Source organism: Candidatus Thorarchaeota archaeon (assembly GCA_021498125.1).
GTDB lineage: Archaea > Asgardarchaeota > Thorarchaeia > Thorarchaeales > Thorarchaeaceae > B65-G9.
In genome coordinates, this window is sequence record JAIZWL010000001.1 from 1,244,246 (window position 1) to 1,262,187 (window position 17,942).

Below are 17,942 nucleotides of genomic sequence, written 5' to 3' on the forward strand. Positions count from 1 at the left end.
CATACAAATCACCATGTGGAGGATTTATTGATGGAGCAGAAACGACCCCTAAAAGATGTAATGAGGCAACTCGAAAATTATACACTGGCATGGCATCATTGGCTGATCATACTTGCGCTGTTGAAACTTGGTGGGTCTGCAACAAAGGCTCAAATTTTTCCCGTATTCAAAAAGGAAGGGTTCTCGCCTCATGCTGTTGAGGGGATCTTCAAGAGGGACTTGGTCGAACTGGGCGAGGCTATTGATGTTGATGGTGACATTGAGAATCTGTCAGGTTCAACAATGATCTATCTTACTGATGACACCAAATTCCGGTCATTTATTAAAAAGCATCTCAAATCTGTGGTTCGCACATTAAAGAGTAAATGACCGATCTCGGCTCTCTCGTGGCCACGCACTACTTATCATTGCAAATGCTTTTGAGTAAGTAGATACTATATTATTTGGTTGTCAGAGTTGATTCGTGCATCTTCTTGCAAGAACTGTGGTCGGGTCATTGTCCCTCCACGTGAGATCTGCCCCTATTGTGGTCTAACCGCAGGTCATATGGTACCTGTGGAGCTAAAGCCTGAAGGGACTGTGGTGAGTTATTCTGTGCTTGAGATGCCCCCCTCTGGTTTTGACCCCCCTGTTCTTCTTGCGCTTGTCGAACTCGAACGTGGTGCCACTGTCCTGAGTCTTGGTGAAAAACGCCACATCGGAGCGATCTCTATAGGCTCCCGTGTTTCCCTCTATTATGATGATGATAATAGACTATGTTTTATTCCCCTCTCTGAAGAACTTAAGACTGCCAAGTGACTGCCTGAGCCAGTTTCAGTGTTTCTTCTTGCTCAGGCAGCTGTAGGCATGGGAGCGCAAAAGGCATGAACGCTCCCATATGAATTGGGACCGAATCGAACAGTCTGAATACTGTTCATGTAATACTATTACGTAGAAAGCCACTTAAGAGTTATGTGTCTACGTAATACACATCTATTTACTAGAAGGTCTATTGAATGACCGATGATGAACTAGTCATGAAAATGAACGAGACTCAACTAAGTCTTAGAGAAGAACTAATGGGCCGTCTCTCAATTGAGGGGTTTGGGTTAAAGAAACGAGAAGTTTCTGTGATGACACGTATGAGTGCTGACATCGTTGAGATACTAGATGCTCTTATCGAGTTGGAGATATTCAAGAGCCGTTCTGAGGCGGTGGCTGCACTGGTTGAACAGGTCATCTCGGCACGTCGATCGCTCTTTGATCAGATACGACTGCATGCATTGGAGATTCGACAGAAGCGAGATACTGCAAAGAAACTCGCCATACGGGCTATCCAAGCAATTCAAGATGATGAGTGACGTTCAGTTCATCGTCTACTTTGGCTCGTGAGATTTTGGTATCAACTTGGGAGTATTGATTTAAGGTAGTCTGTTATGACCAAACATTAGGTCATGACGATGACAGCGCATCTTAGTACAATATTATGGACAGAAGAAGAGCTCGAGTTTCGACGTGAGGTTCGAGAGTGGTGTGAACGAGAGATCGCTCCTATAAGTGACGAACTAGACAAGGGCCCCTATCCTCGTGAGATGATCCGTAAATTAGGAAAGGTCGGCTATATGGCCGTGCTCCATGAGAAGGATGTTGGTGGTTCTCAAAAAGGAGTCTCTTATGAGACCATCGTTGCAGAGGAGATCTCTGCGGTCAATGCGGGTTTAGACATGGCCCGAATGGCATCTACGACGCTCTATGGAAAGCCCGTCAGTAAGTTTGGAACTGAAGAGCAAAAGAAGAAATATCTCACCCCGATCATCACTGGTGATAAGATCGGATGCATCGGTATCACCGAACCGGATGTTGGTTCAGACACGGCAGGAATGAAGACCCGTGCAGAGAAAGATGGTGATGAATGGATCATCACTGGAGAGAAACGGTTCATCACTAATGGTAGTCAGGCGGACTACATGTGCTGCTTTGCGATCACCGATCCGACGGTCAAGTCCAAACAGGGTATGACTGCGTTTATTGTGGACACAAAGAGTGATGGGTTCAGCGTGGTCGAGGACCATGATTTAATGGGTATGAAATCTGCAAAGGTCTCCCATCTCAAGCTTGATGGGGTTCGTGTTAAACCAGGAATGATCCTTGGGAAAGAGGGTCAGGGTTTCCAGATTCTCATGGACGAGCTTGATAGTGAACGTACTGCAATTGCCGCAGAAGCAATCGGGTATGGTCGTACACCATATGAGATCGCGGTCAAGTATGCTAATGAGCGTGAACAGTTCCATCGTAAGATTAGGATGTTCGAGGGTGTGAGCTTTAAGATTGCCGACATGGCGATCAAGCTTGAGGCCGCACGTGCGCTCACGCTGACTGCTGCGCGGATGCTTGATGCTGGCATGACGGCGACAAAACAGGCATCAATTGCCAAGGTCTATGCCACTGAGGTGGCCGTACAGATCACGAATGAGGCCTTACAGATCTTGGGAGGTATCGGGTACACGACCGAATATCCTATCGAGCGATTCCTTCGTGACGCTCGTCTTATGACAATCGGCGGTGGCACTGTCGAGGTCTTGAGATTTCTGATTCAGCGAGAGATCTACAAGGAATTCTTCCCCGCAAAATAGTCAGGTGAGGCACTTGCCTCATCTCTTCTGTTTTGGTTGAAACAAAAGATTATAGTGCAAGAGATTCGATTGTCATCTATTCTAAGGAAATAGGTTGTGTAAAGATGACAAAGTTAGAGTACCTGATGGTCTACACGCAAGCAGGCCTGCCAATCTACAGTAAATGTTTTGGAACCTTTTGTAAATCCGCTTTTGAACAACCCGAGATGTTGGCCGGTCTCTTGTCAGCTATTGAGACCATACCCCCCACTCTCTCAGAAGGCCTCTCGTTGAATGCCATCCACATGGGCTCAACAATTATGCGTTTTTCCAAGATCATGCCGAGTGGGCATTCGGTGGTCATAGGACTCTCTGAGGACCAGCCTGAAGTTGCTGAGTCAGTCTATGATGCGGTCCATAAAATACTATCAAACGATAGATTTCGAGATGTGGACTGGGGTCTCATCAGCAGTGAACTTGTGACGGATTTCACAAATGCATTGATCAATGACTATCTTGTTGATGCAATGCACAAGTATGGAGGCTTCAAGGACGAATGCCCTCTTGGTGACAAGTGTCCGATGCACGCAGATCCTGTCCTCTCTCGACGCCAGCGCATATGGAGTACTATCAGGTCTCATTATGATGACATGAAGCGTCGGATGTCGAAAAAATAGGCCGTTATTATATATATAAAGAAAGAAAAATAAGAGAGCGGAAAGCCCGCTCTTTAGTTCTTCTTGAAGGAAGTTATCTCTCTAGTTTTTCTTGAAGGAAGTTATTCTAAACTGATTGCCGACCTGCTCGAGGTTTGCTGTGAAGTTATCGCCCACTTTCACAGTCAGGAGTTCATACCAGTCAGTCAATGACATCCAGTTCTTTGCGCCCTCGATCCATTGGTAGGTTGCGTTGTCGGTCCGAATGACGATGTGAGTGCTTCCTTCATCCACATACGATGTCACATTTAGGACATTGGCTGTGAGGGTGAGTTTACTGGACGGTTCAGGTGCAACACTCAATGCATCCTTGACAGCCTGCACGTATGCCTCTCGTACATTTCGTACTAGGGACTCTCCTGATCCGGATGTGGCTATTGCCTTGATCGATTCGAGTTGACCATCGACAATGCCTAATCCATGTAGTCTGATATCTGTCAAAACAGTCTCTTCACTGTCCGAATCGTATTCGGTGTTGTACCAGTAGATAGGAACATACCATGCCCATCTCCGGTAAGTCGAGTTTATCTGAATTGGATAGATAAGAGGCATGGCTCCATAGTATGCGCCACTGGTTGGATTGGCAAAGGTCTTCAGGACAACGTTCACAGCGGCCTCGCCGCTCATTAATGACATGTTCCTCATGTCGTGATAGTATATCCTATCTTTTGTTGCCTGCATGAATCCACTCAGAGTGAGTGATGTGGCATCTGTGGGATGTACTGCAACAAGTGCCTCAACATGATCATTGTCGGGGTTGATGATATACCGCGTATCCTCTGTGATAGCGATTCGATCACGAGAGGGCTCAACGATCCACAAGAATCCTCCTGCGAAGAGATCGAATCCTTCTCCACGTCGGTAACCTCCCCATCTTGTGATCTGACGTTCAAGCCACTCTTCACCGTATGCTTGGGTGATCCATTCAGGGGTGTCATCCAGAGTCGGGTATGCAATGACTGTGCCATTATAGTAGTACACCTTAGGACCAAGCGGTCGCTCAACAAAGTCCACACCAAGATTAGTTCGTGTCTGGATGTAGACGAGCTGGCCATCAGGATCCCATGTTGGGTAGGCGTACTCGTACATATTGGTCATGTCCTCGAGGTAGTTCCCGAACTGGATGTTCTTGTCCCACCAGAGGCCTTCGCCTACTGGCATGTTCCCTACATCTGTGATGACCTCGACTTGGTTAGGATTGTTCGCATCGACGACGATTAACCCTTGAAGTCGATTTTCTGATAATGTATTTGTGGATACGACCACACACACCCATACTAGCCGACCATTGCGCGTGGTGATGTGCGCCGCAGCAATCTCGACATTTGATCCTATGCTATTCATGATTCGCCTTGCCTGAAACCTTGCAAGCTGGCTGGTGACTAATCTGACCTTGCTATCTTCAATTGTGGAATTAAATAGGGGCCCGTTTGCAGTCACAATGAACTTGTCAACGTATTCAGCGTTTGAGACATCCGAGGTCCAAGTGACCACACCACTGAATATCGGGATCGTGATCAGTAGAATGATTCCAAGGCAGACCACGGGCATCGTTGAACGCATGTCATCAAGTCTTTTCACGCGCACTGACGAGACTCCATTGAAGACGAGGAAGAGACTGTAGCTCATCGCCAAGGAGATGAGTGCCCATGGAAGTGCCATCTGCATTATGACACAGATGAATAACCATGCTCCAGCTCCCCAGACCAGTCTCAGTGGGAAATAATGAAAGATTTTTGGTGGCTGGAAATACTCAACACTTGGTGGGATCGGGATTAGATGTACAATTATCGATAATAATAGGAATAGTGTGACGTTCACAGATTATCACCATTTGGTAGAAGCATCACGCATCAATGATGATAGTCCCTTTTAGCATTTATCTTGATTTTGTTTTCATATGAAAACTTAGTAAACAAGTGATTGTGAAAAAAGTATGAACACATATTGTGCCCGATTCGAAACTTTTCAGAGTTCCTTTCACATTGATTAATCTATGTCTTTACACGTTTCACACTGTACTTCTATGATATACTATTAATCACATGGAACTAAAAAATGCCTCAATCTTTTAATTGTAAAAACAACTTGGCAAAAAAACTATTAACAGTCTAACTGATTTCCTCAAAACAGATTCGAGAGATAAGTGTGTCCACATTCATCTATCAGTGTTCGTTCTTATATTTGGCCACAGCACCCCCCGCCTTTAATAGTGCCATCATAAACGGTGGAATTGGGTCGATCTGTAGTTGGGCTCCACGGTCGATAACTGTGATTCTCCCCTCTTCTAAATCAATTGCGAGATCTTCTCCATCCCGGATTTGTAAAGTTGCGTCCTTTAGTACAATTGCTGGCAGGCCTATGTTGAACGAGTTTCTATAGAATATCCGGGCAAACGACTCTGCAACGACACAGCTGACGCCCAATTGCTTCAGTACTTGAGGCGCCTCCTCTCGTGACGACCCACTGCCAAAGTTACGTCCTGCCACGATCACGTCTCCTGCCCTCACCTCCTTGGCGAAGTCCGGTCTTGGTATCTCTAGTGCATGTTTAGCCATCTCCGCGTAATCGAGGAGTCGAAGGTGTTTACCTGAGATGATCTGATCTGTATCCACATTGTCATCAAAAAGCCATGCGCGTCCTCGAATCTGACCGACTATTATTTTCTACACGCTCCTTGGGTCCGTGATCTCTCCCATTATGGCACTGGCGGTAACCGTTGCAGGTGATGCCAGATATACCTTTGATTCTCTGTGGCCCATACGTCCGGGAAAGTTCCGATTAGTTGATGAGATACAAACTTCTCCCGCCCCAAGAACTCCCAAGTGTCCCCCAACACAGGCACCGCACGTTGCATTGGTCACAACTGCTCCAGCCTCCATCAAGATTCTTATGATTCCGTTGTCTAAGGCACTCATGTAGACCTCCCGACTTGCAGGGGTTACTATCATCCTTGTGCCGTTATGCACATGCCTCCCTTTGAGTATCTTGGCTGCGACTTGAAGGTCTTCAAGGCGTCCATTTGTACAGGATCCAAGAAATGCCTGATCGATCGGAGTCCCCACGACCTCAGTGACAGGTCGTCCATTTGCTGGGCTGTCAGGAACGGCAACATAGGGTTCTAGCGCTTCTTTATCCAGATCGTATTCTAAGGATTCTTGATATTCTGCTGTATTGTCTGGTACAACCGGGGCCCATTTTCGATCTGGGGGTCGCTTGTTCATCCACTCTTGGACACTCTTGTTGACCGTCATCAGACCGCTCTTTGCTCCGGCCTCCACGCTCATATTTGTCATTGTCATTCTAGAGTCCACAGACATTTGGTCAATTGTGGGTCCATGAAACTCCATGGACATGTAATTTGCTCCATCAGCACCAAGATCTGCAATGATCTTTAGAATCAGATCCTTGCTCATCACGTACTCTTTGAACTCTCCACTGACGGTGATCTTGATTGACTCAGGGACCCGTAACCAAGTCTTGCCAGTGGCGATTATGATCGCGCAATCAGTAGCGGCCAGCCCTGTTGCAAAGGCATTGAATGCACCATAGAGTGTTGAGTGGGAGTCCGATCCGATGATGAGGTCTCCGGGTGCCACCAGTCCCAGCTCGGGAAGGACCTGATGACAGATGCCACAGTCCACATCACAGAAGTGTTTGATCTTATGCTCACGAACGAACTGTCTATTTCTCTGATGGATCTCTGCGCTCTTTGTATCCGACGCCGGAGCCCAATGATCGTTGACTACGAGAATACGGGCCGGGTCCCAGACTCTCTTGACATCCATCTCCTCAAGGATGGGCATGATTCTTGAACCCAATACTTCGTGGGTCATCAACATATCTACAGCTACTTCGACGATCTCTCCTGCATCGGCTACGCCAGATTCAGTATGACTTCCGATGAGCTGCTCGGCCAGAGTCTTTCCCACTATGCTCACCTTAATCTGTTATGTCCGCAATGGTCTTTATCACTGCATTAGTCACCTGTATGGTCGATGAAGGCGTTACCTGTTCCCAGTCGCCCACACAGAGATCGTACGTTCTAATTGTGCCCTCTCGGAGAACCTGAGCAACAGCATCCACGATCAGTTGTGCGGCCTGCTTGCAATGGTCATCTTTGTTTTGATCGCCCAGCCACTCAAGCATCATCGAGCCAGCCAATATGGAAGCGATTGGGTTGGCGGTATTCTCTCCATAGTGTTTCGGGGCTGACCCATGAACTGGCTCAAAGACTCCCTTCGAGTCCCCGATATTTCCTGCTGGTGCCATTCCGAGACCGCCCTGAATCGCCGCTCCAAGATCTGTGATGATATCGCCAAAGGCATTCGGTGCTACAACGACATCAAAGCTCTCAGGCCTTCGAATGCACCACTGAGTCCATGCATCAACATATGCGTAGTCTCTGGAGATGTTCGAGTATCTACTTGCTACCTGATCGAAGGTGTACCTGAAGAGCTGACAACCAGCAAGTAAATTGCTCTTGTCAACACAGGTGACCATTCTCTTTCCGTCGGCCGGTCTACCCTTTCTTGCCTCTGCAATCTTGAATGCCTGTTCTATGACTCGGGCCGACCCCTTGTGAGTGATGACTCGTGTGTCGATTGCGATCTCGGGTTCACCACCCCTTGCTAAGGTTCCGCGTGCCGGGGTGTAGAGACCCTCCGTATTCTCTCTCACGATCACCATGTCGATATCTCTATGGGTCTTTCGAGCTAGCGGGGTCGGTACGCCCTCAAGTAATCTCACAGGTCTCACATTAGCATAGAGGTCCAGATCGAATCTGAGGCCAATGACCACATGATATCCTGCCAAGTTACCATCCGGTAGGCGTACGGTATTACCATGTCCATCTATTGCACCGACCGCTCCAAGAAGTATCGCATCAGCCTCTCTCTTGACGAACTGTTCTGCTTCCTCGCTCCACTCACGCTGGGTCTTGAGATAATACTCTCCCCCTGCCTCTATGTCCATAAAGTCAAGTTGGAGACCGTTTGTCTCTTCCAAGGCGGCTCTTATGGCCCGTACAGATTGAGGGATCACTTCTTTGCCGATGCCATCCCCCGGAATTACAGCGATGCGATATTTTCCCATCAGTTCAGTCACCTAATAGTTTCCAAGCCAACCCAGATCATTCCCATGGTCATCAATGATACTGACCATCGTGTCAACTCTCGTTCCATCAAGATATCGTATCTTACAGCGGATGGTGAATTGTCTGTGGCACTTGGTGCACTCCACACGCCAGTCCTCAATGACCGGTTCCAGTCCATGGTTGGTGATCTCGTTGGGTTCAGTAGTCACTTCAATAAGTTCCAGTTCATCACCGTCACAGGCATAGGTGCACTCTTTGAGGGGGATTCCCTCCATGCCTCGTCTGCCCAGAGGTATGAACACCTCATTCGGTAGCTCATCAAGAGAACGTTCAGCGCTCATTTTTCACCACCACTATATTTTGCATTATCACGAATAAATCAATAGGTCTGCCTCTTTTCACGCTCTTCAGGTAGATATCTTCTCCGTCAGAGGAGTCGATTCTTGTCGGCCGAGAGTGAAGTGGTATGCCTGTTTGTATTATATTTTTCATTTATCACTGTTGAACAAGTGTTACACCAGTATGGATAAATCAGTCCGTGAGATTCGATGATTATGCATCTTGTATCGTATGCCCATCTGGGAGACATGTCTATTGGTATTATTCACGAGTCCAATCTCTACGATATTCCTATGTTGGCCTCCCAGTATGGTCTGGCTGAGGGGAGGTATGGTCGTGATTTTCCACGAACAATGATCGAGCTCTTACGTTGGCCTGATGGTGTATCTGTGGTACAAGACCTTCTTGTTGCATTAAGAGATGACACCTCTTCTGAGCGCGTCAACGCTTTAGACCTCTCAGAGGTGAAGATCTTGGCCCCGATCATACGGCCCGGCAAGATCATCGCATTAGGGTTAAACTACAAGAGCCACATCCAAGAGACTGGCAGAGAGGTTCCTGAGTTCCCCGTCATCTTTGCCAAATTTCCATCAGCTGTCGTTCATCCTGAAGACGATATCCCCTATCCTTCCCTGACACGTAGACTTGACTGGGAGGTTGAGTTAGGTGTTGTTATTGGCAAGACCTGCAAACAGGTCTCCTCTAATGACGCTCTTGACTATGTGGCTGGTTATACGATCATAAACGACTTGAGCGCACGTGATCTTCAGAAGCGGGATGGCCAATGGGTGCGCGCAAAGTCACTTGATGGCTTCTGCCCAATGGGGCCTGTGATCGTCACAACTGATGAGCTTGGAGACGGCTCTGGGCTGCGGCTCTATTCGAAGATCAATGGTACCATCAAACAGGACTCCACAACCTCCGACCTGCTATTTGATGTGCCTCATATCATCGAGTATCTATCACAGGCGTTCACATTAGAACCTGGTGATGTCATTGCCACCGGGACACCATCCGGCGTAGGTTTCGCACGAGACCCTCCTGAATATCTCCAGCCCGGTGACGAGATGGATCTCTTCATCGAGAAGATCGGTCATCTACGCAACCGCATCGTCGAGTCTAGATGATTACTCTCTTCTATCAAAGGTGACGGTGATCTCCTGTCCGGCCTTGAACTGGCGTCTTATTGCGATGACTTCTGGAGCAACCTTGTCAAGTCTGATCGGCTCATCGTTTATTGAACCACGTTTAGGTCTCCAGTGTGGGCCAAAGACAATGAATACCGCTTCTTCGTGTCGTGTATCTGTTGTCACGAACACACTCAGTTCGTTCTTTGCGGAATCCCATTTTTGATCCTTCAGCTCGACAGCTCCCTGAGTGAAATGTATGCTCGTGCTGAGAATCATTGGGGTCTCCATCTCTGGTCGAATCACAAAGAGTCGGCAGGTGTGAGGTCTGAGACCCGTCACCTTCATTGATTCCTCGACGGTTCCCTCATACTGCTGTGTCCAAAACTCGAACACATGATGGGGGACGGTCTCATGAAGCCCAACTGATGGCAGGTCGAACTGGACAGAGATTTCCTTCTCAGAAAGATTCAAGGTTGCCACGACGGCCCATTCACCAAGTGGAGTGGCAATCTTCAGGGCGAAGACACGAGGCTCAGGTTCAACAAAGGCATCGATTGCCACAGCGCCTCTCCGATACGGTGGAAGTAACTTGTCAACAAGGCTCAATCGTTCTTCAGCCACCTCTTCAAGTCGATCACTCAACAGGATGGCCCCACCGCTTAATGCAACAACTGTCAACCATAGACGGATCTCCTCAAGGGAGAGGTCGTTATCATCTTGTCGTACAAGAATGCAATCTGGATCGTTTATCCACCACGTATCGTGCATAAAGGCACGAGTCATTGTATTGATGCTGCACTCATAGACTCCACCACCCCAATCTGTTCTCCAAGCAGTGGCAATATCTGTCCCTATCCGCATCATGTTGGTGATCCCTATGCACTGTCCAAGAGGTGCCCCACAACCCAATATGAGCGAGTCCCCAACAGCCTCTCTTATTGCGACAAGCCCGTTTCTCAGTGCCTGCGCACGAGTCTGGGACTCGTCATGTCGTACTCCTTCTTGAGTTGCATGATATAGAAAATCGATCTTGAAATAGTCGAAGCCGTAGCTCTTGAGACGGATGAAGAGGTTTCTGATGTGTTGTATCACTGCGGGATTTGTGAAATCGAGTGCGTAATACTCACCGTACCATAGTGGATTGTCCCCGACGGGAATAGGATTGTTGTTGCGGTCGCGAATAAACCAGTGTGGTTTGTCCCTATACAGGTTCGAATTTTTAGAGGCGATAAATGGGGCGGTCCAGATTCCTGCCTTGAAGCCTCGGGCCTCTATTTTCTCAACAAGGTTTGCAAGTGAATTGCTGAATCGGTCATTCTCGACCCAGTCTCCAACTGCTCGCTGATACCCGTCGTCGAGCTGTACCCACTGCATCTGTGGGAACCGTTTCTGAAGGACATCCGCATTTTGAATAATCTCATACTGGTCTGGCATTGTATAATAGAAGTACCAGCTGCACCACCCCGTCGGGATATTGTCCCATGTGACAGCCTTCATCTTAGAGGCCGTGATCTGTGCATATTCCCTGATCATCTCAACAGGGTTAGAGCCTACCAGTACAAGCAATTCTTCTGACATCACACTATTTTGAGTGTCCACTGGTAGATTGTCTGCTGCGCAACTTGCCAGAACTTGGATCATAGCGGGCGGGTGATCTTCGGAACCAAGCATTGAGATTGTTGTCAGTTGCTTTTCATTGGTCACAAATCCAAGGGCGATACTATTTCTAGAGCTGATATTATGGATGACCGAGAAGATATGACTTGTATTCTCTCCGGGCTCGATAGTCTTGGCCTGTGTCAATTCCCACGAGTGAAACCCATTTTTGAAGACTCTTAGATCTGACTCAGAAGTTCCTGTGAATATTTGCAGATCATTTTCGGTATCAATCACAAATGGCTCTATGGAATGTATGACTTCAGGGTCTTTGCTCTTGTTCTTAAATTGGACTACCGCTGTATAGCCTTTGAGGCCTCTCCACAGACTCAGACGCACATGGATCTCCGATTTTTTGTCGGCACTCTGGAGTTTGAGGACTACGGCCTTTACTGGGCCCTGTTCTGTCTTAAGATCGATCGAGTCAAGTCTTCGAAAGATCATGTTGCGTGAACTGTAGACCTGCCTCCCTGTGTGAACAAGAAAATAGGCACGTGAGAAGTATGTGATCTTCTTGTCCAGACTGGTGAGCGTAAAATGTCCTCGTTGTGTATCATAGGTGAGTGTGATGAGATCGTTACTGAGCTGCACCTTGTCCGAACTCAGTTCCACTTTACATATCTCACCAAACTCGGCCATGTTCACTCACTCCGTGATACCTTGGCGTGCCTTCTCATTTTCCACGTGGCGGAAGCTTTTCAGCACGTTCCTGAGCAGCCTCTGCCTCTTCATACTCAAAGAATTTCTTGTGAGCCTTCGCCAATAATTCCCACGCTTCTCGATCTTTTGGTTGTAGTGTCAAGTATCGCTTGATGTACGTCTTGACCTCTTCCCACCTCTCGAGGTTCTCACAGCACCGCGCAGCGTAATAGAGCGCTCTCTTATGATCCATCTCAGTGCCCATGAGATCCTTGAATATTGTCAATGCCTCCTCCCAGTCCCCAGCTTCATAATACGTCATGGCCTCATTATATTTATTTTCCATCTCTCCGTACTCGGGCATCTTTGATGTGAGTCTTCCAATAAACAGGCATGCCGCACCAAGAAAGAGTATTGACAAGACCAGCATGATGAATCCGATGATTCCAAGCGGTTCACCCGGGACGATTCCCCATCCTGCGAGAGCTGCATAAAAGAGTCCACCAATAATGACGATCGCAGTAATGGCCATCAATAATCGTTGCTGACTGATTCCCTTCTTAGGAGCGGGTTGTTCGGTCTCAAGAGCCAATAGTTCCACCGATACATTTTGAGAATCAGTGCCTTTTAGATTCTATGAATTCCTAGTTGTCGTTCTCTTCTAGCTCGGCGAGCAGTCTACTTTGTGAGCCTTTCTTCTCTCTGTATTCTCTATCTTCCTTCTTTGCCTCAAGATGTCTTCGAGCGACATCTATCCATTGACTCACTCGTTCGACAAGACTTGGATCAAGCTCGATCGCAAGGTCCGCATAGGCAACGGCCTTGTCAAATTCCTCCTCGATAAAGTGAGCATTGGCCTTGTTATAAAATGCCTCTGCGTAGTCAGGCTTGGCCGCGACTGCGCGTGTGTATGCCTTGATCGCCTCTTGCCCCTCTCCAAGTCGGGAGTGGCAATTTCCTAGATTGTTCCATGCCTCCGCATCATCCGGATTGATCTCTAGGGCACGTTCGTAGCACTGTTTCGCTCCCTTAAAATCAGATAAATAATAAAGCGCAGTGGCCTTGTTGAACCAGATCTCAAAGATCTCGTTATCGATGGCAAGAGCCTCGTCGAATGCCTTTATGGCATCTTCTTCTCTCTCGGCCTCAAGAAGTGCCACACCAAGGTTGTACCACGCCTCGATCCGATGTGGGTCTTTTTCGACGATATCCTGAAGAATCTTAATCGCGTCGTCGTAGAGACCCTGTTTGATGAGACGCACCGCCCGGGTCATTTCTTCATCATTGCTAGTAGACATTGTACTATCAGACGGTGTATTCTCGGATAAGACTTGCGAAGTGTTCTATTCTGGTTTCTTTGCTGTTCTCCTGGCAATGATTGTCAAAATTATACCGATCCCACCAGTCGATAGAGCAGTGACTCCTATGAAGTCGACTATCCCTTGAACGCCGGATTGGAACAAGACCGTGGTAATCTGGATGATGAGGCCGATGATTCCCATACCTACGGCTATTCCTACAACAAATTTGCCTGTGCCAAATCTCTGAGTTGTCATGAGATAGCCGCCAATTATGACTCCAATACCTCCAAGTCCTGCAATGAAAATCAGAATGTAGAGAATAATGTTAACGATTGGTACAAGTGCTTCAAGACTGGAGTTGGTTGAAACATAACTCAGGAATGCAAAGACTCCAATTCCTCCAACGGCTCCAATAGAGATCAACAGGATTCCTGCGATTAGACACATTATGAATTCTTTCGCGTTACGCATGTTGATTCACCATAAGGCTCGGAAGGTGCGATCTCATTATTGACTCTTCTGTAGACATACATGATTGAGCAATGAGGTTCCATCAAAAAAAAAGACAAGGGGGGATAAAGGCCCCCCAACCTACTTTTTAGCTTTCTTAGCTTTCTTAGCTTTGGCCTTTAGCTTTGCCTTTTCTTCAGCTATTGCAGCCTTGAACTGCTCGTCGAAGCGTTTGGCAAGCTCTGCTTTTTCCTCAGGTGTTATAAATTTAAATCTCGCTACTGCTGCGACACCTGCTTTCCATGCTTTTTGTCCAGCCTTCAATTTATCTACTTTAGTTGGTTTTGGTGCTTCGGCCATTGTTACTCGCCTGTTGGTCTGTGCAGCTCTTACAAGCTGTCACCAACATTTTATGCAGTGCTTAATTCAATAAAAGAGAATCTTGCTTGTATTCTCTTCGGAGAAGAAATTATCTAGTAAACAATAATATTATACTATTTATATTGGTTCGACTTGAATGTCTTTGACTGTGGAGTCCTGTTTGTCATGTGGTTGTTCCCTGAGGGTCATGGCAACAATAGCGGCCATTATTGATACAATAACAAGGAAGAGAATTGAGGCTGAGAGTCCATATGTATCCCCTATCCATCCAAATGCAATTGGTGACAGAGCCCCTGGAATCGCACCGATGGAAAATATGAGTCCAAAGGCCAATCCTTTTTGATTGCGTGGTGAGATCTCAGTCTGATATGCCTGATACGGTGGAACGCCAAAATAATAGACAAATCCAATGGTCATTAATACGAGGACCAAGGGAATCGGTTCCAGTGAGAAGTTGAGCAACAAGATCGCCGGGGCCATCAGTAATGGTGATAATATAATAAATGGCGTCCGACGTTGCACTCTATCTGATACTGCTCCAGAAATTAACTCGCCAACAAGCCCTGTGCCCAACATTAGTGTGGTCAATGAACCCGCCCATAGAGGTGCATATCCGTAGCTCATGACGAGATACACAGGCATCAAGAGATTTGTGCAGCGAAAGGGAATTCCCCTGAGGCCTGAGAGGATCATCGCAAGCACATAATTACGTGTCCATCCCTCTTCGCCATCTGGTTCCTCCTCGATTTCAGGATTGTTGCGAGTGTACTCAAATGAAAACCGCATCAGCATCGCGGTCACAACGAAGAGGATCAATCCCAGAATTCCAAGTGCTATGAGTGAAGCCTGCCATGTTCCAAGAGTGACAAGCAAGACTACCCCAAGGAATGGGATGCTTGCCATTCCCACAAGTCCCCCCATCGCCTGAGTGCCGACCGCCTTGGCCCGTGCTCCTTTTGGGAACCGATCCGAGATCGCTGGGAATGCTGAGGGATGATATCCTGCTGCTCCAACTCCAAGAAGCGATTGCATGATGACAAGAATGACGAAGGTCGTGGCGAAGCTTGTGAAGAGTACAACTATTGAAGCTAGGAGAACGCTCAAGGGGATAAAGATGTCACGCCACCCCTTATCCGCAAGATATCCTACTAGCAGATGCGTTATTGTCATGGTGACGATTGCTGCACTGGAGATGATCCCTACCTGTGTGAGGTTGAGGGATAGCTCTTCCTTTATGACTGGTAGAAATGGTGACAGTGCACCTGTGAAGATGTGATTAAGGAAATGAGCTATTGTGCATGCTGCTAACACTGCATATGAGGCCTTTGTGATAGTCGCCAATTGTCAATCGCCTTTGCTGGTGTGGAGTGGGGTGTGGCGCCGAGAACTATTTGTTAAATCTGGCGATTGTTACAATATACACCGTCTCTGTTCCAAAATTGTAGTCTCTGAGCTGCTATTAGTGGTTTACAAAAAAAGGTACGGTAAACTGATGACACGAGAGATCGCATCATCAGCTTATCCGAATTCGACTCAGAGTTTGTACTTTTTATTACGTTTCCTGCCTTAAAAGCTTCCGACTCTCAGCAAGGTTCGTGCTCATTGATACACTTGGTTTCAGAGCTTGTTCATGAGCCATAGTACAATCTGGAGTGCTATTGTCTTATCGCCATTCGCCTCGTATTTGCCAGAGAGACCCCAATTATCTATGAAGAAGTTGGTGCCTGTGACGACCAACCGGCCGCCTCCGGATCGTTCCATGGCCCCGAGTGTGACTACGGACTTGTAGGTTGCTAGGCTCGTGGCATTTTCAGGTAAAGTGAGATTTGCTCCCACAAAATCGAAGCCTGTGACGCCAGCAGTTATCGAATGTATTGTGAGATTGATCACTTTCACAGCATCTCCCGAGCTTGGAATTCTGTGGGTCCCTAACGCGAACCCGCTCCATGAGAGTAATTCATTTACTGCTGAGACGTTTATGCTCTTGTTATCCAGTCCGGCAACAAATATGCCCCCGGAATTATTGAAGTAGCTCTCATATGCTCGTATCTCATCTTGTGTGTATCTCAAAGAGTACGCTTTGGGATGTAATGGGTCGGTCTCGTTTGTACCCCACGTACAGGGATCGAGGATGAGGACCGCATCATATCGGTTGAGCAGGTTCTCCGTAATGGTCGTGCCCTGGGCAAACTCTGTGACAGAGATTGAGTTCTTCACCAATAGCTTGTAGAACTCTCTGAACTGCCCATAATGGGTATCAATTGACCACGCAGAGCGACTGACATCTAGTGCAACGTGAGCACTCGCCTCAGCGGCCGTAAACGAAATCTGAAGATAGTCGGTTGAAACCCCACTTGCAAATGTGATATTTGCAGCAAAGATTGTTGGGCCCGATGAGGGAACATGGATCTCGAGGGGAATGATGGCTGTCTGATTTACTTCAACGGTTGATGGCATATGAAATACGGACGGTGTTGTCGTAGTGATATCGACTGTATACTGCATATGCTTACTATTGATGATCTGGACGCCAAACGAGTAATTATCATTATAAAATAGGCGTTCGTAATCAATAGGGAGTTGTTTGGGGTGGACATACGTGAGGGCCGGGACCTCAGATGACTGACTGAAGGAACCGATGATTTGAAGTGCTTTGGTATAATTGACCTTTCCCGCACCGACCACATATTCCGGATATGCCATCCGGGTAGCCGATTTCATCAGGGCCGCCTTAATGAGCCCGGGAGTATATGCGATGCCATGGTCCTTGCAATATTTTATCAAGTCTGCCACTCGTCCTGCAATTCGGGGTGATGAGAAACTTGTTCCGTAATAGATCGCACTACTTGTGCTCACGTATCCTGTTGCCATGATATCTGGTTTCATAATGGGTTCTCTTGTTGGCCCCGTGCTGGAATACTGTGCAGGCTTCCCCAGTTCATCTAGAGCTCCAACAGCAATCACATTTTCGAACAATGCAGGAGCTCCTACTGACGATCCTGCCGTACCACTGTCGCCCTCATTTCCTGCCGAAGAGACCACTACAACTCCATGGTTCACTGCGTAATTGATCGCATCACGCATCGGATCTCCAAGAGTTGGTGATGATCCAAGACTAAGGTTAATGACACTGCAATTCTCTTCAATGGCCCAATAGATCGCTGCGACAATTGCAGCAGAGGTGGCGCTCCCCTCATCAGATATGGTCTTTGCATTGACAATCACAGCACTTGTGGAACTTGAGAGGATCGTGTTCGAGACCAGTGTCCCGTGAGGTACTCTCTCCGGTTCGGAGTCGGCAGTACTGGTATCGGCCACATCGTACCCATATTGAGGGAGGATGAAGCTCTTTGATGCAACTACCGAACCAAATGGTAGTTCATCGGCGTTCACACCGGTGTCGATCACGGCAACACGTACACCGTCTTTCTGTGACCCGATAATGTTTGGCAATTCCGGTGCGAGTATTGCCGTCAGAGTCGATGCGAGAATAATTAATACAATTAATATGGCAATTCCCTTAAGGGTGCCAGATTTTTCCGTTTTTCGTGGCACGTTTTCAATTTCCCAGGCGTGGATCATGCTAGTCATCTCTGAGATTACCTATCGTCACTCATTGTTCATTTCTTGATGAATTTATAGGC

At 47.4% G+C, this 17,942-nt stretch carries 18 protein-coding genes; 6 read left to right on the plus strand and 12 right to left on the minus strand.

Annotated elements, in window-relative coordinates; genetic code table 11:
• Positions 1–30: 30 nt before the first annotated feature.
• From K9W43_05910 to K9W43_05930, 5 genes are all read left to right on the plus strand, one after another.
• Entirely contained in the window at positions 31–369 is a 339-nt protein-coding gene (locus K9W43_05910) for a hypothetical protein (GenBank protein ID MCF2136763.1), read from the plus strand.
• 78 nt (positions 370–447) lie between these two features.
• On the plus strand, positions 448–798 hold the full coding sequence (locus K9W43_05915; protein ID MCF2136764.1) for an OB-fold domain-containing protein: 351 nt from the start codon (positions 448–450) through the stop codon (positions 796–798).
• A 197-nt stretch (positions 799–995) separates the two neighbouring features.
• Positions 996–1,340: a hypothetical protein gene (locus K9W43_05920; protein ID MCF2136765.1), complete on the plus strand. Its 345-nt coding sequence runs from the start codon at positions 996–998 to the stop codon at positions 1,338–1,340.
• Positions 1,341–1,439: 99 nt separating this feature from the next.
• Complete coding sequence (locus K9W43_05925; GenBank protein MCF2136766.1) at positions 1,440–2,612, plus strand: acyl-CoA dehydrogenase family protein; 1,173 nt, start codon at positions 1,440–1,442, stop codon at positions 2,610–2,612.
• 104 nt (positions 2,613–2,716) lie between these two features.
• Positions 2,717–3,268 (plus strand): hypothetical protein, encoded by a 552-nt coding sequence (locus tag K9W43_05930; GenBank protein ID MCF2136767.1) that lies wholly within the window; start codon positions 2,717–2,719, stop codon positions 3,266–3,268.
• Between the two features lie 81 nt (positions 3,269–3,349).
• Here the strand turns inward: K9W43_05930 and K9W43_05935 are convergent, their stop codons facing one another.
• From K9W43_05935 to K9W43_05955, 5 genes are all read right to left on the minus strand, one after another.
• Positions 3,350–5,128 carry a hypothetical protein gene (locus tag K9W43_05935; protein ID MCF2136768.1) on the minus strand — a complete coding sequence of 593 codons (1,779 nt, stop codon included), beginning with the start codon at positions 5,126–5,128 and terminating at the stop codon, positions 3,350–3,352.
• A 344-nt stretch (positions 5,129–5,472) separates the two neighbouring features.
• Positions 5,473–5,967: a 3-isopropylmalate dehydratase small subunit gene (leuD, locus tag K9W43_05940; GenBank protein ID MCF2136769.1), complete on the minus strand. Its 495-nt coding sequence runs from the start codon at positions 5,965–5,967 to the stop codon at positions 5,473–5,475.
• Between the two features lie 6 nt (positions 5,968–5,973).
• Complete coding sequence (locus tag K9W43_05945) at positions 5,974–7,239, minus strand: 3-isopropylmalate dehydratase large subunit (GenBank protein ID MCF2136770.1); 1,266 nt, start codon at positions 7,237–7,239, stop codon at positions 5,974–5,976.
• 10 nt (positions 7,240–7,249) lie between these two features.
• Positions 7,250–8,401 carry an isocitrate/isopropylmalate dehydrogenase family protein gene (locus K9W43_05950; protein MCF2136771.1) on the minus strand — a complete coding sequence of 384 codons (1,152 nt, stop codon included), beginning with the start codon at positions 8,399–8,401 and terminating at the stop codon, positions 7,250–7,252.
• Positions 8,402–8,413: 12 nt separating this feature from the next.
• The gene (locus tag K9W43_05955) at positions 8,414–8,743 is read right to left on the minus strand and encodes a hypothetical protein (protein ID MCF2136772.1); all 330 of its coding nucleotides are present in this window, start codon (positions 8,741–8,743) and stop codon (positions 8,414–8,416) included.
• A 213-nt stretch (positions 8,744–8,956) separates the two neighbouring features.
• On the opposite strand from K9W43_05955, the gene K9W43_05960 reads away from it, so the two are divergent.
• Positions 8,957–9,868 carry a fumarylacetoacetate hydrolase family protein gene (locus K9W43_05960; GenBank protein ID MCF2136773.1) on the plus strand — a complete coding sequence of 304 codons (912 nt, stop codon included), beginning with the start codon at positions 8,957–8,959 and terminating at the stop codon, positions 9,866–9,868.
• Here the strand turns inward: K9W43_05960 and K9W43_05965 are convergent, their stop codons facing one another.
• The 7 genes from K9W43_05965 to K9W43_05995 form a co-directional block, all read right to left on the minus strand.
• The gene (locus K9W43_05965; GenBank protein ID MCF2136774.1) at positions 9,869–12,166 is read right to left on the minus strand and encodes an alpha-galactosidase; all 2,298 of its coding nucleotides are present in this window, start codon (positions 12,164–12,166) and stop codon (positions 9,869–9,871) included.
• 34 nt (positions 12,167–12,200) lie between these two features.
• Positions 12,201–12,758: a tetratricopeptide repeat protein gene (locus K9W43_05970; protein ID MCF2136775.1), complete on the minus strand. Its 558-nt coding sequence runs from the start codon at positions 12,756–12,758 to the stop codon at positions 12,201–12,203.
• 52 nt (positions 12,759–12,810) lie between these two features.
• On the minus strand, positions 12,811–13,464 hold the full coding sequence (locus tag K9W43_05975) for a tetratricopeptide repeat protein (protein MCF2136776.1): 654 nt from the start codon (positions 13,462–13,464) through the stop codon (positions 12,811–12,813).
• 45 nt (positions 13,465–13,509) lie between these two features.
• Positions 13,510–13,938 (minus strand): hypothetical protein, encoded by a 429-nt coding sequence (locus K9W43_05980; GenBank protein MCF2136777.1) that lies wholly within the window; start codon positions 13,936–13,938, stop codon positions 13,510–13,512.
• A gap of 120 nt (positions 13,939–14,058) precedes the next feature.
• Complete coding sequence (locus K9W43_05985) at positions 14,059–14,277, minus strand: hypothetical protein (GenBank protein ID MCF2136778.1); 219 nt, start codon at positions 14,275–14,277, stop codon at positions 14,059–14,061.
• Between the two features lie 138 nt (positions 14,278–14,415).
• Positions 14,416–15,639 (minus strand): MFS transporter, encoded by a 1,224-nt coding sequence (locus K9W43_05990; GenBank protein ID MCF2136779.1) that lies wholly within the window; start codon positions 15,637–15,639, stop codon positions 14,416–14,418.
• Between the two features lie 276 nt (positions 15,640–15,915).
• The gene (locus tag K9W43_05995; protein ID MCF2136780.1) at positions 15,916–17,889 is read right to left on the minus strand and encodes a S8 family serine peptidase; all 1,974 of its coding nucleotides are present in this window, start codon (positions 17,887–17,889) and stop codon (positions 15,916–15,918) included.
• Positions 17,890–17,942 lie beyond the last annotated feature (53 nt).

Coding starts and splice junctions, on each gene's coding strand:
- K9W43_05910 (MCF2136763.1), top strand. CDS start 31: ATGGAGCAGAAACGACCCCTAAAAGATGTAATGAGGCAACTCGAAAAT.
- K9W43_05920 (MCF2136765.1), top strand. CDS start 996: ATGACCGATGATGAACTAGTCATGAAAATGAACGAGACTCAACTAAGT.
- K9W43_05925 (MCF2136766.1), top strand. CDS start 1,440: ATGACAGCGCATCTTAGTACAATATTATGGACAGAAGAAGAGCTCGAG.
- K9W43_05930 (MCF2136767.1), top strand. CDS start 2,717: ATGACAAAGTTAGAGTACCTGATGGTCTACACGCAAGCAGGCCTGCCA.
- K9W43_05950 (MCF2136771.1), bottom strand. CDS start 8,401: ATGGGAAAATATCGCATCGCTGTAATTCCGGGGGATGGCATCGGCAAA.
- K9W43_05955 (MCF2136772.1), bottom strand. CDS start 8,743: ATGAGCGCTGAACGTTCTCTTGATGAGCTACCGAATGAGGTGTTCATA.
- K9W43_05960 (MCF2136773.1), top strand. CDS start 8,957: ATGCATCTTGTATCGTATGCCCATCTGGGAGACATGTCTATTGGTATT.
- K9W43_05965 (MCF2136774.1), bottom strand. CDS start 12,166: ATGGCCGAGTTTGGTGAGATATGTAAAGTGGAACTGAGTTCGGACAAG.
- K9W43_05975 (MCF2136776.1), bottom strand. CDS start 13,464: ATGTCTACTAGCAATGATGAAGAAATGACCCGGGCGGTGCGTCTCATC.
- K9W43_05980 (MCF2136777.1), bottom strand. CDS start 13,938: ATGCGTAACGCGAAAGAATTCATAATGTGTCTAATCGCAGGAATCCTG.
- K9W43_05985 (MCF2136778.1), bottom strand. CDS start 14,277: ATGGCCGAAGCACCAAAACCAACTAAAGTAGATAAATTGAAGGCTGGA.
- K9W43_05995 (MCF2136780.1), bottom strand. CDS start 17,889: ATGACTAGCATGATCCACGCCTGGGAAATTGAAAACGTGCCACGAAAA.